General features: G+C 68.8%; 17 protein-coding genes, 1 tRNA gene, 1 pseudogene and 1 riboswitch. Of the genes and pseudogenes, 9 read left to right on the top strand and 10 right to left on the bottom strand.

Going from position 1 to position 13,850, the window contains the following annotated elements:
• Nucleotides 1-16 precede the first annotated feature (16 nt).
• The 3 genes from C1931_RS07395 to C1931_RS07385 all read right to left on the bottom strand — a co-directional run bounded on the left by C1931_RS07395 (nucleotide 17) and on the right by C1931_RS07385 (nucleotide 2,939).
• Nucleotides 17-1,303, bottom strand: coding sequence for a nucleotide sugar dehydrogenase (locus tag C1931_RS07395; protein ID WP_108755881.1), 1,287 nt, complete (start codon nucleotides 1,301-1,303; stop codon nucleotides 17-19).
• 123 nt (nucleotides 1,304-1,426) lie between these two features.
• Nucleotides 1,427-1,870 carry a BLUF domain-containing protein gene (locus C1931_RS07390; RefSeq protein ID WP_108755880.1) on the bottom strand — a complete coding sequence of 148 codons (444 nt, stop codon included), beginning with the start codon at nucleotides 1,868-1,870 and terminating at the stop codon, nucleotides 1,427-1,429.
• Between the two features lie 64 nt (nucleotides 1,871-1,934).
• Nucleotides 1,935-2,939 carry a TraB/GumN family protein gene (locus C1931_RS07385; RefSeq protein WP_159095455.1) on the bottom strand — a complete coding sequence of 335 codons (1,005 nt, stop codon included), beginning with the start codon at nucleotides 2,937-2,939 and terminating at the stop codon, nucleotides 1,935-1,937.
• Between the two features lie 130 nt (nucleotides 2,940-3,069).
• Between C1931_RS07385 and C1931_RS07380 the strand changes: the two genes are divergently transcribed.
• Nucleotides 3,070-3,156: transfer RNA gene (locus tag C1931_RS07380), tRNA-Leu, on the top strand.
• Between the two features lie 22 nt (nucleotides 3,157-3,178).
• Complete coding sequence (locus C1931_RS07375; protein WP_108755878.1) at nucleotides 3,179-4,267, top strand: DUF1176 domain-containing protein; 1,089 nt, start codon at nucleotides 3,179-3,181, stop codon at nucleotides 4,265-4,267.
• 9 nt (nucleotides 4,268-4,276) lie between these two features.
• On the opposite strand, the gene hemN is transcribed toward C1931_RS07375, so the two are convergent.
• Both hemN and C1931_RS07365 read right to left on the bottom strand, forming a co-directional pair.
• Nucleotides 4,277-5,683: an oxygen-independent coproporphyrinogen III oxidase gene (hemN, locus tag C1931_RS07370; protein ID WP_108755877.1), complete on the bottom strand. Its 1,407-nt coding sequence runs from the start codon at nucleotides 5,681-5,683 to the stop codon at nucleotides 4,277-4,279.
• 44 nt (nucleotides 5,684-5,727) lie between these two features.
• A complete protein-coding gene (locus C1931_RS07365) occupies nucleotides 5,728-6,168 on the bottom strand; it encodes a group III truncated hemoglobin (RefSeq protein ID WP_108757689.1) in 441 nt (146 codons plus the stop codon).
• A 183-nt stretch (nucleotides 6,169-6,351) separates the two neighbouring features.
• Between C1931_RS07365 and C1931_RS07360 the strand changes: the two genes are divergently transcribed.
• Nucleotides 6,352-6,636, top strand: coding sequence for a hypothetical protein (locus tag C1931_RS07360; protein WP_108749202.1), 285 nt, complete (start codon nucleotides 6,352-6,354; stop codon nucleotides 6,634-6,636).
• On the top strand, nucleotides 6,633-7,676 hold the full coding sequence (locus C1931_RS07355; RefSeq protein WP_108755876.1) for a 4Fe-4S dicluster domain-containing protein: 1,044 nt from the start codon (nucleotides 6,633-6,635) through the stop codon (nucleotides 7,674-7,676). The genes C1931_RS07360 and C1931_RS07355 overlap by 4 nt, the downstream gene beginning before the upstream one ends.
• A 1-nt stretch (nucleotide 7,677) precedes the next feature.
• On the opposite strand, the gene C1931_RS07350 is transcribed toward C1931_RS07355, so the two are convergent.
• Both C1931_RS07350 and C1931_RS07345 read right to left on the bottom strand, forming a co-directional pair.
• A complete protein-coding gene (locus C1931_RS07350) occupies nucleotides 7,678-7,914 on the bottom strand; it encodes a hypothetical protein (protein ID WP_108755875.1) in 237 nt (78 codons plus the stop codon).
• A gap of 326 nt (nucleotides 7,915-8,240) precedes the next feature.
• Complete coding sequence (locus tag C1931_RS07345; RefSeq protein WP_108757688.1) at nucleotides 8,241-8,450, bottom strand: hypothetical protein; 210 nt, start codon at nucleotides 8,448-8,450, stop codon at nucleotides 8,241-8,243.
• 78 nt (nucleotides 8,451-8,528) lie between these two features.
• Here C1931_RS07345 and C1931_RS07340 point away from each other — a divergent pair, with 78 nt between their 5' ends.
• Nucleotides 8,529-8,969 (top strand): helix-turn-helix domain-containing protein, encoded by a 441-nt coding sequence (locus tag C1931_RS07340; protein ID WP_233614986.1) that lies wholly within the window; start codon nucleotides 8,529-8,531, stop codon nucleotides 8,967-8,969.
• A 22-nt stretch (nucleotides 8,970-8,991) separates the two neighbouring features.
• Nucleotides 8,992-9,052, top strand: a riboswitch (Fluoride riboswitch).
• Between the two features lie 82 nt (nucleotides 9,053-9,134).
• Nucleotides 9,135-9,527 (top strand): fluoride efflux transporter CrcB, encoded by a 393-nt coding sequence (gene crcB / locus C1931_RS07335; RefSeq protein WP_108752712.1) that lies wholly within the window; start codon nucleotides 9,135-9,137, stop codon nucleotides 9,525-9,527.
• A gap of 3 nt (nucleotides 9,528-9,530) precedes the next feature.
• Here crcB and C1931_RS07330 read toward each other — a convergent pair whose 3' ends face one another.
• Nucleotides 9,531-10,358, bottom strand: a complete 828-nt coding sequence (locus tag C1931_RS07330) for an AraC family transcriptional regulator (RefSeq protein WP_108755874.1) — start codon at nucleotides 10,356-10,358, stop codon at nucleotides 9,531-9,533.
• Here C1931_RS07330 and C1931_RS20615 point away from each other — a divergent pair.
• The 3 genes and pseudogenes from C1931_RS20615 to C1931_RS07315 all read left to right on the top strand — a co-directional run.
• Nucleotides 10,239-10,895, top strand: a pseudogene (locus C1931_RS20615) (DUF6265 family protein); the annotation flags it as partial. The gene C1931_RS07330 and the pseudogene C1931_RS20615 overlap by 120 nt on opposite strands.
• Nucleotides 10,896-10,946: 51 nt before the next feature.
• Nucleotides 10,947-12,029, top strand: a complete 1,083-nt coding sequence (locus C1931_RS07320; protein ID WP_234412907.1) for a lysophospholipase — start codon at nucleotides 10,947-10,949, stop codon at nucleotides 12,027-12,029.
• A gap of 25 nt (nucleotides 12,030-12,054) precedes the next feature.
• Nucleotides 12,055-12,819 (top strand): thioesterase family protein, encoded by a 765-nt coding sequence (locus C1931_RS07315; RefSeq protein ID WP_108755873.1) that lies wholly within the window; start codon nucleotides 12,055-12,057, stop codon nucleotides 12,817-12,819.
• A 12-nt stretch (nucleotides 12,820-12,831) separates the two neighbouring features.
• Here the strand turns inward: C1931_RS07315 and C1931_RS07310 are convergent, their stop codons facing one another.
• Nucleotides 12,832-13,101, bottom strand: coding sequence for a hypothetical protein (locus tag C1931_RS07310; protein ID WP_108749195.1), 270 nt, complete (start codon nucleotides 13,099-13,101; stop codon nucleotides 12,832-12,834).
• A gap of 131 nt (nucleotides 13,102-13,232) precedes the next feature.
• Nucleotides 13,233-13,784: a DUF4124 domain-containing protein gene (locus tag C1931_RS07305; protein ID WP_234412746.1), complete on the bottom strand. Its 552-nt coding sequence runs from the start codon at nucleotides 13,782-13,784 to the stop codon at nucleotides 13,233-13,235.
• Nucleotides 13,785-13,850: the final 66 nt, after the last annotated feature.

The following is a 13,850-nucleotide window of genomic DNA, read 5'->3' as shown; positions in this document are numbered from 1 at the left end:
CACGGGTGTACGCCCGCTAGAGGCGATCATCGACCACGCTGCGTGGCCAGGCAGACTTCACGTCGTAGACCAGCCCGCCGGGCACCAGCAGCGCGCGGATCTGCCCCTCGTCCAATGCGGTGAAGGCGGCGTGCGCCACCGCCAGCACCACGGCGTCATAGACGCCCTGCTGCGGTTGCTGCAACCACTGCACGCCGGTGTCGGCCAGCGCCGCCGGCCCCACCCAGGGGTCGCTCACATCCACCTGCGCGCCACTTTCCTGCAACCGCTGCGCCAGTTCCAGCGCACGACTGTTGCGCAGGTCCGGGCACTCTTCCTTGAAGGTGACGCCCAGCACCAGGATGCGCGACTGCGCCGGGCTGCGCCCCCGCTCGGCCAGCATTGCCAGCACCCGCGCGGCCACATGTTCGCCCACCCGGTTGTTGACCTGGCGGGCGGTGTGGATCAGATCGGGGTGGTAGCCCACGCTCTCGGATTTATGCAGCAGGTAGTACGGGTCCACGCCGATGCAATGGCCACCGACCAGGCCGGGCCGGAACGGCAGGAAATTCCACTTGCTGCCCGCCGCGTCGAGCACATCCTGGGTGTCGATGCCCAGGCGGTCGAAGATCAGTGCCAGCTCGTTCACCAGGGCGATGTTGACGTCGCGCTGGATGTTCTCCACCACTTTGGCCGCCTCGGCCACGCGCATCGAGGGCGCCGGGAAGGTGCCCGCGCGGATGATCTGCCGGTACAGCCCATCGATCACTGCCGCCACTTCCGGCGTCGAACCGGAGGTGATCTTGCGGATGTCGGCCAGTCGCCGCGCGCGATCGCCGGGGCTGACCCGTTCCGGGCTGTAGCCGCAGTAGAAGTCTTCATTGAAGCGCAGGCCCGAGCCCTGCTCCAGCAGGGGTACGCACACTTCCTCGGTGGTGCCGGGGTAGACGGTGGATTCGTAGACCACCACGTCGCCACGGCGCAGATGGCTGGCGATCAGGCGGGTGGCCGAGCGCAGCGGCTCCAGGTCCGGCTGCTCGTAGGCATCGATCGGGGTCGGCACGGTCACGATGTACACATTGCAGGCATCGAGTTGCGCCGGGTCACTGCTGTAACGCAGCTGGGCAGCCGTGGCCAGCTCGTCGGGCTCCATTTCCAGGGTGTGGTCCTGGCCGCCACGAAGCTCGGCGATGCGCGCTTCATCGATGTCATAGCCCAGCGTCGGCAGGTGCTGGCCGAAGGCCACCGCCAGTGGCAGGCCGACATAACCCAGGCCGATCACGGCCGGCGCAGGCGCCAGCGCCGCGCTGATCGGCGCGCTCAAGCGTGATGCCCCATGGGCATCAACAGGGTGCAAGGGCTCATCCGGGCATCCGCAGGCGTTCAAACATGCGTACAAGAGTAACGGCCATGGGCGCTGCAGGTCACGCCCGCGTGCGTCCCGGCCCTAGCCCAGGCTGACCGCAGCGGGCTCCAGCTCCCCATGTCCGCCCATCCACGAACGCAGCAGCAGCGCGAAGCCGTTGCCTGGCCAATGCGGATCGTTGTCGAAGCCATGCCAGGGCGCTGCCACGATGCTGGCAAGCGCACCCGGTTCGATCATGCGGTTGGCCATGGTCCAGCGCGGGAACCAGCGCGCCTGCAAGGGCCCTGCAGCCAGTTCGGTCAGGCAGGCGTGGCGGCGCGCATTGAAGATGCGCGCGTGTACCGACGCCAGGCCATCACGCGGGCCTTCGGCGTACTGCAGGAAACGGCTGCCGTCGTACATCAGCACACCGGTGACCCCGGCCATGCGGTTGAACGCGGTGGCATCGGCCAGCAAGGCGTCCAGCGCAGGCAGGTCCAGCCCTTCGCAGGCCGTACTGACGTAGGCGAACGCGTGCAACGACATGGCCCATCCCCCCCTGGTGGATGAATGGGACTATGCCACGAAGCGGGCGTACTGCCTACGACCGCTATTCCGGCGGCGCTTCCACCTGATAGCCACGCTGCTGCAGCGCCTGCAGGTAGCCCTCGCCCAGCAGCAGGCTGACCGGCACGGTGGCGAAGGTGGCCGCATGCTTCTGCAGCGCGTTGTCCACGCCCTGCAGCCAGCGCTGGCGTACCTGCTCGGGCAGATTGCTCCAGCCGCGACGGCGCACGAAGGCCGACTCCTGCAGCACTTCGCGGCAGGTCTGCGCCATGGCCGAGCCGGACAGCCGGCGCAACGCTGCCACATCGCCCAGCGCCCAGGCATTGGCACGCTCACGCAGCACCGGGGCCTGGAATTCGACCGTATCGAGCGTGCGCTCGAAACACGCGCGGTCATCCACTTCGGTCACCTGCAGTTCCTTCAGCGTGGCCCGCGCATCGTCGATCTTCAGGGTGACCTTCAGTGCCTCCGGCTGCAGGTCGCGCGCCTTGTAGAGCCGCTGCAGCGCCTTGTCCACCTGCCGGCCATCGCGCAACCCATTACGCTTCAGGAACGCCTGGTACAGACGACCGGACGCCACCAGCGGGCGCTCCTTCTCGACACCGCGATCGCTGCCCAGATAGGTCTGCTTGAGCTGCAACCAGCGCGCGTAGGTCGGTGCCGACAGGACCTGCTGCAGCGTGCGCCCCTGCGGATCGCGCGCGCTGCGGCGTGCCAGCGGCAGCAGGGTCAGGCCCTTCAGCAGCCCCACCTGCGCATCGACCTTGAAGCCCGGTTCGCCCAGCACGTGATCGACCCCGGCGATGGTGCGCTCGACTTCGTCCGGTCGCCATTCCACGCCCGCCGGCAAGGGCGAAACCGTGCCCAGTATCCACAGCACATGTCCCTGCGGCGCGGTCACTTTCCACAGGCCGGGGCCGGGCTGTTCGCCGGTCACCTGCACGGTGGCCATGTCCACCACGCCATCGGCCGGCACCGGGCGCTGCTGCGCGCCCAACGGGGCCGTCGCCAGCAGCAGCACCGACAGCCCCAGAACCATCCCTCGCATGCGCCGTCGTGCCATGTCGCTCTTCCTGTGTGCGTTGGCGGACTGTAGCGGGGCGCGGACGGCCCTGCGTAAAAGCCGCGTTAGCCGCTGTCGGCCGTGTCGATTCGGCTACAATCGGCGCGCGCTGCAGGCCCGGATGGCGAAACTGGTAGACGCATCGGACTTAAAATCCGCCGGGGGCAACCCCATGCCGGTTCGATTCCGGCTCCGGGCACCACCCAGGTCAACCAAGGATTCCCATGCACAGGATGTGCCTGCTGCTGTCGCTGGCGCTTGCTCCCAGCGCGCGCGCCGCCACGCCGGTCTACAGCGACCTGGGCGACTGGCAACTGACCTGCGACAACCGCAATGACTGCGTGGCCGTGGCCCGCGCGGTGGGCTATGCCGGGCACCTGCGCATCAGCCGCGCGGGCGGACTGCGCAGCGTGCCGCAGCTTGAACTGTTCGCGCCGGGCGTTTCCGCGCCGCACTGGCAGGTCGATGGTGAGACCCCCGCCTTCGACGATCCCGGCCGTGCCCTGGCGCCCGGGCACCAGCAGTGGACCGGCATGGCGGCTGTACGCGCTCGCCTGCAGAGCCTGCAGGGCGGCCGCGTATTGAATTACGGCGCACGGGACATCGAATCGATCTCCCTGAGTGGGGTGGACGCGCTGCTGCAGGCCTTCGACCGTGCGCAGGGGCGCAGCGGCACCGACGATGGGCTGCTGCCGGGAACCGCTGCGGCGCAGGCACACCCGCGCGACGCCCTGCCCACCCTGTCGACGCCGGCGCTTGCCCGGCGCGTGCTGTCGGCGACCGCACGCGCGAACCTCATCGCCGATCTGCGCAGGCTGCAGGCACCGGCATTGGCCCAGCTGCACTGCGATGCGGACGACGGCAGCCTGTCCCGCGCGCACGACGGCGCCTGGGCGATCGACGCCACGCACGATCTGGTGTTCATCGGCTGCCAGGCCGGCATGTACAACGCCAACGTGGTGGCCTTCGTGGTCGCCGATGGTCAGTTGCCGCACACACGGCCACTGCAGCTGGAGCTGGCCGACGCCCCGGCAGTCAGCGACGATGAAACCCGCTTCGTGCTGCCGCGGCTGGGCTGGCCACGCTTCGATGCCGCGCAGGGCCGCCTGGTCGAAACCACCCTGTTCCGCGGCGCCGCCGATTGCGGTCACGCAGCCAGCTGGCGCTGGGATGGCCGCCAGTTCCAGATCGAGACCCTGCAGCTGCAGCGCAACTGCATCGGCGGCGAGCCCGGTGACTGGCCGCTGCTGTGGCGCAGCGTGGGCGGCCCGACCAATGTGGCCCGCCAGTACGGCCCGCTGCGGGCCGAATGACGTAATCGCTCAGATCGCCCGCGAGTAACGCGGTTGCTGCTGCGCGCGCAGGTACGGGTCGAAACACATCGCCAGCAACCGCAGCAGTGGCCGGCCCGGCTCGGTGGCGCGCACCACGCCATCGCGGTACTCGGCCAGTCCGTCGCCCTGCAGCCGCTGCACAGCCTGCAGGTCTTCGGCGAAGTACTGCTCGAAATCCACAGCGTGGCGCTGCCCCAGCACAGCGCCATCCACTTCGCCCTGGCACATCAGCTGCTGGATCAGTTCGGCGCGCAGCTGGTCATCGGCGCTCAGGGCCACGCCGCGCCAGACCGGCAGCTGGCCCTGGTCGACGGCCGCTTCCCACGCCGGCAGTTCGCGCGGATTCTGGCTGTAGGTGGCGCCCACGTGGCTGATCGCACTCACGCCCAGGCCCAGCAGATCGGTATCGGCATGGGTGGTGTAGCCCATGAAGTTGCGGTGCAGCTGCCCGGCACGCTGGGCGCGCGACAGGTCTTCTTCGGGCAGGGCGAAGTGGTCCATGCCGATGTACTGGTAGCCGGCAGCGGACAGGCGTTCCACCGCCAGGCCCAGCAATGCCAGCTTGTCCTCCGGCGACGGCAACCGGGTTTCGTCGATCTGCCGCTGCGCGCGGAACAGATGCGGCAGGTGCGCGTAGCCATATACCGCCAGCCGATCCGGGCGCAGTGCCAGCACCAGTTCCAGCGTGCGCCCGAAGCCCTCCAGACTCTGCCCGGGCAGGCCGTAGATCAGGTCCACGTTCACCGAGCGCATGCCGTTGTCGCGGCAGGCGCGCAGGATGTCCAGGGTCTGCCGCACGCCCTGCACGCGGTTGATCGATTCCTGAACCTGCGGGTCGAAATCCTGCACGCCCAGGCTGGCGCGGTTGAAGCCCAGCCGGGCCAGCAGGGCCACGTCGCCCACATCGATGAAGCGCGGGTCCAGTTCGATGGAGAAATCGCGATGGGCCGATTCGCTGAAGTCGAAGCGTCTGCGCAGCCCTTCCACCAGCGTGGTCATGGCCTCGGCATCGAGGAAGTTCGGGGTGCCGCCGCCCAGATGCAGCTGGATCACCTCGCGACCGTCGGCGAACTGCGGCGCCAGCAGGTCCGCCTCGGCCAGCACGCGCGCCACGTAGCTGTGGCCGCGGCTGCGGTCACGCGTGATGATCCGGTTGCAGCCGCAGTAGAAGCAGGGGCTGCTGCAGTACGGCACGTGCACGTACAGCGACAGCGCGCGCGCCAGCGGGTTGCTGTCGGCGATGGCCTGGCGCAGCGCGGATGCATCGAAACCGTCGTGGAAGTGCGGCGCGGTGGGGTACGAGGTATAGCGCGGCCCGGGCCGGTCATGCCGGCGCAGCAGGTCGGGGTCGAAGGTCCAGGCCAGGCCGCCGGCGGCGGGAGAGAACGTGTCCATGGCTCCAGCATCGCCCTGCCCCGGGCGGCACGCCTTGACCCAGATCAATCGCGGCCGGGAACACCCAGGACCGGCAGGCCCACCTGCGGCCAGCGCAGCATCTGGTAGCGGCGCCAGAAGGTATCGGCGATGCGCGCAGCCACGTCGTCGGCCAGCGCCTGCATCGGCGGATTTCCACACTCGGCCGTGGTCTGCCGGAACAGCACCAGCCAGCGGTCGAACAGATCCTTGTCCAGGGCGATGGCCATGTGTTTGGACATCGGCGAGCCCTTGAAACGGCGCGTGCCGCGCAGCATGGCCGACCAGAAATCGACCAGCTGTTCCAGGTGTGCCGGCCAATCGTGCACATGCCCGCCGAACACCGGGCCCAGGCGATCTTCCTGGCGCACCCGCGCGTAGAAACCGTGCACGAGTCGGGTCACCTCGGCTTCGCTGCACAGCTCCAGCGACGCGGTGGGAATTTCAGGCGGGGACGTTGCGTTCATGCAGGGGCACCAGAAGCGTTGCAGCAGTGTGGTGCCAGCCTTCACCGCCACCGTTGATCCAGATCAATGTCGGCGCCGGGCACCGCGCATAGGCTGACGCGCTTGCAGGACCCACGCCCCGCGCATGCCGCGCCCGCCACGGCGAAGTATACGCGGCGCCCACCACCCCGAGCCCGCACGCACATGAACACACCGCATTCCAGCCGCCGCCAGCGGTTGATCCAGCACTGGGGCGCGATCCTGTGGCCCAGCTTCGTCGCCGCCGGCCTGGCCAGCGTGATCTTCTTCGCCTTCGTCGACCCGATCCGGCTGCAGGCGATCAGCTTCCCAGGCACGCCCATCAGCCGTGAGCTGGGCTACAGCGTGGGCTTTTTCATGTTCTGGTCGGTCACCGCGCTGGCCAGCGCTGTGACCGGATACCTGCTGCGTCCCATGGCTGAGGACGACGACGAGCTGCCGCTGGGATGAGTGCGCCCGTCCGCTCCCGCCACTGGCGCTGGCGCGGCCCCCTGCGGGTGGGCCTGCTGGCGCTGTTCTACGCCCTGCCGTGGCTGCAGTGGAATGGACGCCAGGCGCTGCTGCTGGATCTGGCCGCGCGCCGCTTCGACCTGTTCGGCTGGACCCTGTGGCCCGATGACGTGGGGGTGCTGCTGGGCCTGCTGGCGGTGGCGGCCGTCGCGTTGGCCCTGTTGACCCATCTGGCCGGGCGGGTCTGGTGCGGCCATGCCTGCCCGCAGACGCTGTGGTCGGCGGCCTTCGACGGGCTGGCACGGGCGGCGAGGCGCGCCCTGCCGGCGTCGCTTGCGGCCCCCGCCACACAGACGGCCTGGCTGCTGTTGTCACTGTGGACCGGGTTGACCTTCGTTGGCCTGTTCAGCCCGATCCGCGCGCTGCTGGCGGCCGCCCCACACGCCGGCTGGAGCGGCTGGGAGACCTTCTGGGTGCTGTTCTACGCGGCCGCCACCTGGGGCAACGCAGGTTTCCTGCGCGAACAGGTGTGTCGTTCGCTGTGCCCGTTCGCGCGGATGCAGCCGCTGCTGACCGATCCGCATACCCCGCGCATGCTGTACGACGCGCCGCGCGGCGAACCCCGCGGCCGGCGCCCGGCCGGGCTGGGCGGCGTGCTGGAGCGGGGGCGCGGCATGTTGGATCCGACCACCGCACAGGACTACGTATTCCGCGCCGCGCATCCGTTGTTGGCCGGGCCGCTGCCGTCCTTCCCGGATGATCGCCTGGGCGACTGCCTGGATTGCGCGGCCTGCGTGGCCGCCTGCCCGATGCAGCTGGACATCCGCCACGGCCCCCAGGCCGACTGCCTGGCCTGTGGCGCCTGCCTGGATGCCTGTGCCGAGCAGCAGCAGGACGCGGGTTTCGGTGCCGCGCTGATCCGCTACTGCAGCCCGCAGACCATGGCAGGCCAGCCACGACGGTGGTGGCGACCACGCACGCTGGGGCTGCTGGCCATGCTGCTGGCGCTGTTGGGATGTGGTGCCTGGCGGCTGCTGTGAATCAGCCCGTACGATCGGCGTCCGGCGGCACCAGCTGGGCGCGGCGCACGATGCCGAGCTGCTCGATGATCAGCGCCATTTCGTTGGTCACTTCGGTGCGGGCGGTGCCCTGCGGTACCAGCCGGTTGAGCACCTGCTGGTAGGTATCCCAGAACGCGGGGCCGCATCCGTGTCTGTGGTAGCTGGCTTCCAGTTCGCGGCGTACCCGTTCAGCCAAGCCATGCATGCCGTATTCCATACGACCTCCGTTGGACTTGTTCTGCATCAGTGACGGACGACCACTTGTGATCCTGCTGCTGCCACTCCCGGCCTTCACAACCGGTTGATGCCAATTAGTCACAATTTTCACGACAGGTCAATTACAGCCTGCACGTTTTTCGATTGAAATTATTAATGGTTCATGCTGCAAGGCGCCGACACCAATCGGTCCATAGGCGACAGATCGCCCGCGCGACGGGTCGGGCGGCCAATCAGAAGCCAAGGTTCGATTGAATTTCCCTATTTTGTTAAGCGTACTTAGCGTTTTCTACAAACCGAGTTGAACGCGTCACACCCTGTCGCGATTCACAGCGTTTCGCCCTCAGGGTTCCGATTGGCCGGGAAAAGATGCGGGTAGCGCTGCTGCAGGATGTAGCGCCGCAGCGGCGGTATGGGGAAGTCCCGCGGCCATTGGGACACCGCAGAACGGCTGACACCGAAGAATCGGGCCAGCTCGGCGTCGGTGCGGAACCCCAGCCGGTGGCGGACCTGTCGCTTGTTCCAGAAGTCGGGCATGCGCTGCTCCATTCATCAATCGACCCGATGGTGCGCCAAGGATTCTTCGGCATCCACGCGTTAAGCTGGCTTGCATAGATGAATACTCTTGGACAACGACTCGCCGCCGCCATGAAGGACGCCGGGCACCCCCGCCCGGCCGACCTGGCCCGCGCCGCCGATACCACCACGGCCACGATCAGCAACTGGCTCAACGACCACGTCAAACCCGGACACGTGAAGGCCGAGCAGCTGTTCCGCATCGCCGATGCGGTGAAGCTCGACCCGCGCGAACTGCTGCTGGGCCCGGAGGGCCGCGGCGTGGGCGAGCACGGCACGGCGTACATGTACATGCCCAGCGAGGCCTATCTGGATGTCTGGCAGACGGCCTGCGAAATCGTCGCGCGCCTGCTGGAGCAGCGCGGGCTGACCGTTGATTACCGCCGTCGCGCCGCGCTGGAGCTGATGGCACACGATCTGCTGATGGAAGGCCTGCACCGCACGAAGGTGGCGCGGGTGGTGATGACCTCGCTGCCCTGACGCCATCGGCACTGGTAGCATGCGGGTTGATGGGGATGGGGCTCCCCGACAACCGCCAGATGGCTGATGGCTCCTGCCGTACAACGAACCGGCGTTCGTTGATGGCAGGCCTGTGCCCGCCATCGCCCACGCCTCCGCACCGGTGCAGCACAGACGAGGCCTGCAATGCAGACGATGAACAATTATTTCCTGGTTTTCCTGGGCGGCGGCGCCGGCGCCTGCCTGCGCCATGCGTGCAACCTGCTGGGCGCGCGGGTGGCGGCCAGCAGCGGCTGGCCCTGGTCCACGTTCCTGGTGAACCTGAGCGGCGCCGTGCTGATGGGCGTTGTAGTAGAAGCCTTCGCACTGCGCCACGGGGCATCGCCGCAGCTGCGGCTGCTGCTGGCCACCGGGGTGCTGGGCGGGTACACGACGTTTTCGACCTATGCGCTGGAAATCGGCCTGCTGCTGCAGCGCGGACAGCATGGCCTGGCTGCCCTGTATGCGGGCGGTTCGGTAGCGCTGGGCGTGGCCGGCCTGTTTGCCGGCATGAAGCTGAGCCGGCTGCTGCTGGGCTGAGGCCTAGGCCGCGAGCGCCTGCCCACGCCACTGGCGGGGCGACTGCCCGGTGTGCGCCTTGAAGGCGCGCGACAGAGCCGCTTCGCTGCCGTAGCCCACTTCGTCGGCAATGATCTTCAACGGCCGCCCCTGGCGCAGCGCCTGCTGCGCAAGGCCCACCCGCCAGCCCTGCAGGTAGTGGCCCGGCGTGGTGCCCATCGCCTGGCGGAAACTGGCCGCGAACACGCTGCGCGACATGCCAGCCACGTCGGCCAGGGTTTCCAGCGTCCAGGCCTGGGCCGGCGCCTCGTGCATCGCCACCAGCGCCAGCCGCAGCCGCGGATGGCCCAGGCCGGCGAACAGACCGCCGCGCATCTCGCCGCCTTCCATCAGTTGGCGCAGCACCTGGATCATCACCACCTCGAACAAGCGGTTGACCATTGCCGTGCGGCCGCAGCGCTGCTCGAAGGCCTCTTCGAACAGCAGCTCCAGCGCGGTGCCACCGCCGTGCAGATCGGCCAGCGGCATGCACAGGAAATCCGGCAGCGCGGCGCTGATCGGGTTCAACCGCCCGCCCTCGAACGACAGGTTGGCGCAGGCCATGTCCGCCCCCTGCTGCGGGTCGGTGTGGAAGCGATGCGGCATGGGTCGCGGGTACAGCAGCAGGCTGGGCGCGTCGATCTGCAACGTCTGTTGGCCGTGGCTGACCTGCAGCGGCCCGCGCCGGACCAGATGCAGCTGGCCCAGCTCATCCTCGCCCTGCAGGCTGTTGATGCCGCACAGCGCACCGGCGTGGAAGACCGAGGCGGTGACCGCAAAGCGGTCGAGCAGGATGGCAAGACGATCGACCATGGACAGACTCCGGATCAAGCACTGCATTGCTATATACGACAAATCGTATCGGAAACGGCCCGTCTGCGCTGGGCACTGGTCCGCGCGCAGGGGCGACGCTATACAGGCACCATCCCATCACGCACGGAGGCACCGATGTCGATCCGGACCCTGCTGGCCAGCCTGCCGCTGGTGCTGGCCACGACGGCCAGCCAGGCCGCGAACCCGCCATCGATCAGCCAGCTGCAGTGGCTGAGTGGCTGCTGGCAACTGCAGGGTGCGCCCAGCGGATCGGGCGAGCAGTGGTCAAGCCTGGCCGGCGGCACCCTGCTGGGCAGCAGCCGCACGCTGCGCGACGGGCAGACGGTGGGGTTTGAATTCATGCAGCTGCGCCAGCACGACAACGGGCGCCTGATCTTCACCGCCCTGCCCAACGGCCGTGATGCAACCGACTTCACCGCCACACGGGTGGATGCGGACAACGCAGTGTTCGAGAACCGCGACAACGATTTCCCGCAGCGCATCCACTACCGCCGCGTGGACGCGCAGCACCTGCTGGCGCGCATCGACATCGCCCGTGACGACCCCGGCAGGGCCATCGACTTCCCGATGCAGCGCGTGGCCTGCGCCGACGGCGCGACCGCAGGCACCGCGCGCAGTCTGGACGGCGTACTGCAGGGCGCCCCCTGGCGGCTGGACGTTCCTGCCGCCTGGAACGGCGAGCTGGTGATGCTCGCCCACGGCTATGAGCCCAAGGGGGTGCCGCGGCCGACACCGATGCCCGCCAACGACGCCACCGCCGCCCTGACCGGTGCGGGGTTTGCCGTGGCGCAGAGTGCCTACGCCTCGCAGGGCTGGGCCGTTGCCGATGCGATTGCCGACACCGAACGCCTGCGTCGCCATGTGTTGGCGCAGTTGCCGGGCCTGCGGCACACGTGGCTGCTGGGCCTTTCCATGGGCGGCGCGGTGACCCTGGCCACCCTTGAACGCACGCCACAGGGCTACGACGGCGGCGTGGCGCTGTGCGGCGCCAACCTGCCCGGTGAGGTACTGGCCAACGACCTGCTGACCACCCTGGTCGCGTTCGACTATTTCTTCCGCCAGCCCGACGGCCTGCCGCGCGGCGGATTGCTGGCTGCCGAAACCGCCGCCCTGCCGCAGGCGACGCTGTATCAGGGCATCGCCACCGCGTTGCAGGGCGATGCGGACGCGGCCGCAGTGTTGGCCACACGCCTGCAGGTGCAGCCCGATGCGCTGGCGGGCACGGTCAGCCTGCATGCGCTGGTGCTGCACGAGCTGATCGAACGTGCTGGCGGCATGCCGGTGGGCAACATCGGCGTGCGCTACAGCGGCTTCGGCGATGACGCCGCGTTCAATGCCGGCGTCGCGCGCGTGCGTGCCGCGCCGGCCGCACAGCGCTACGTGCGCGGACCGCTGGCCTTGAGCGGTGCGCTGCAACGACCGGTGGCACTGCAGTTCAACGTGGGCGACCCGACGATCGTGCCGCACATGCAGGCGGTGTATCCGCAGCTGGCAACGCGCGCCGGGGCCGCTGCGCGACTGCGGCAGTTGCCGGCAGCAGGGGAAGGCCACTGCGGCTTCAGCGATGCGCAGGTGTTGCAGGCCCTGCAGACGGTGCGCGCCACAGTCGTACCCGTCGCCGTGCACAGCGAGGACGCCGCGCTACGATAGAGCGTTTCCGAATGTTGCTGCAGCGATGGCCTTCTTCGAACGACTGAGCGATACCCGCTACCTGCCCACCGCCCATACCAGCGGCGCGTGGAACATCCACGAACAGCACATCGCACCGGCGATCGGCCTGCTGGCGCACCACATCGAGCGCGATGCCGCCGCGCGCGGACATGGCTTCATGATCGGGCGTTTGTCCTACGACATCCTGGGCACGATTCCGATCGACGCGATGGACGCACGCATCGAAGTCCTGCGCGGCGGTCGCACCATCGAACTGGTGGAAGCCACGCTGCTGCACGACGATCGGGCCGCACTGCGCGCGCGCGCCTGGCTGCTGCGCCCGAACGCGACCGCCGCCATCGCTGGAACGCCGATTGCGCCCCTGCCCTCGGCCGAGACCATGCCGGCGTGGGATCCGGCCAGCGTGTGGCCGGGCGGTTTCATCCAGAACGTGCAGGTACGCCGCCTGGACCACGGGCCCGGCCGCGCGCAGTACTGGGCGCGTGCCCTGCAGCCGCTGTTGGCCGACGAGCCGGTGAGTGCGCTGGCGCGCGCGGCCACCCTGTTCGACCTGTCCAATGGCATGGCCGTGCGCGCCGACCCGAAGGACATTGCCTTCCCCAACCTGGACCTGACCGCGCATCTGTTCACCCTGCCGCAGGGCGAGTGGCTGGGCTTCGATACGTCGGTATCGTTCGGCCCACAGGGCATCGGTCTGACCAGTACCGTGCTGCACGACATGCACGGGCCGATCGGCAGCATCGGCCAGGTGCTGACCGTGCGGCCGTGATTCCCGCGCTACTCAGCCGCCCAGCGTCCCCATGGTGAAGATGTAGCCGGACCGCATCAGGAAATCGCGCATGCGCAGTTCAGCGGTGCGCGGCGATGCCAGGTCTGCCGGCGCGTACAGCGCATAGACGGTGCCGTGGCCTTCGTTGCGTTCGCGCCGCACCCCGCAGTGGCGGGTTCCCGCGGCTGTCACCCAGCCATCCTTCAACTGGTCGGGCCCGATCGACTGCCCGTTCTTCAGCCGGAACGTGAGCCAGCGGACGTCGGCAATCGGCTGCTTCATGCGCAGTCCCCCGCGCGGTGCCCTTCGGTGTTCATGTGCTTGCCTGCCATCGCCGCTCCTGACTACCTGGACCCCGACCATAGCGCCTTGGCATGTCTTGGCGGTTTGAGACTGGGCCGGCGCCCGCGGGCTCATCCGGCGGCGCTGGTGGGCTGGCTGTACTTGTCGTGGACTTCCCTTTCGCGGTCGCGGCGCGCGGCCGAACAGCGGTCACGTGCGGCCGACATCTGCCCATCGGCGGCACTGCGTTCGGCGCTGAGCGACTGCTGCAGGCTGGAAATCTGCGCGCGGATGCCGGCATCGGCGGTGGCGCCGGCCAGGCCGCCGCTGGTGGCCGCCAACTGGCGATTCAGATCGGCGACCTGGCGGCTGACCGCCTGCGAGCGTGCGTCCAACGGGCCGTAGATGCGTGACTGCTCGCTCTGCAGGCAGTTGCGCTCGGCAATGCCGGCATCACTGAGTTCCGTGGTGCGATAGACCGCCGAGCGATTGGCCGCTTCACCGGCGGTTTCGGTGGCCGCGCGGTTCGAACGCAGCTTCACCGGTTCGGCGCCCTTGCCGCAGGGGTCCTGCGAATAGACCGTTTCGCCGGACGCGCCCTTGCACTTGTACACCTGCGCCGACGCCCATGGTGCGGCCGCCAGCAGTGCAATACCCAGGACGACCTTCAACATCGCGTGCATGGCAGACCTCCTGTCCACGGGCCGCGTGGCCCAACGCCGCTACGCTACGCTGGCAGCGGGCCGGCG

Source organism: Stenotrophomonas sp. YAU14A_MKIMI4_1, assembly GCF_003086855.1.
Lineage (GTDB): Bacteria > Pseudomonadota > Gammaproteobacteria > Xanthomonadales > Xanthomonadaceae > Stenotrophomonas.
This window is presented reverse-complemented; position numbering and strand designations above follow the sequence as displayed.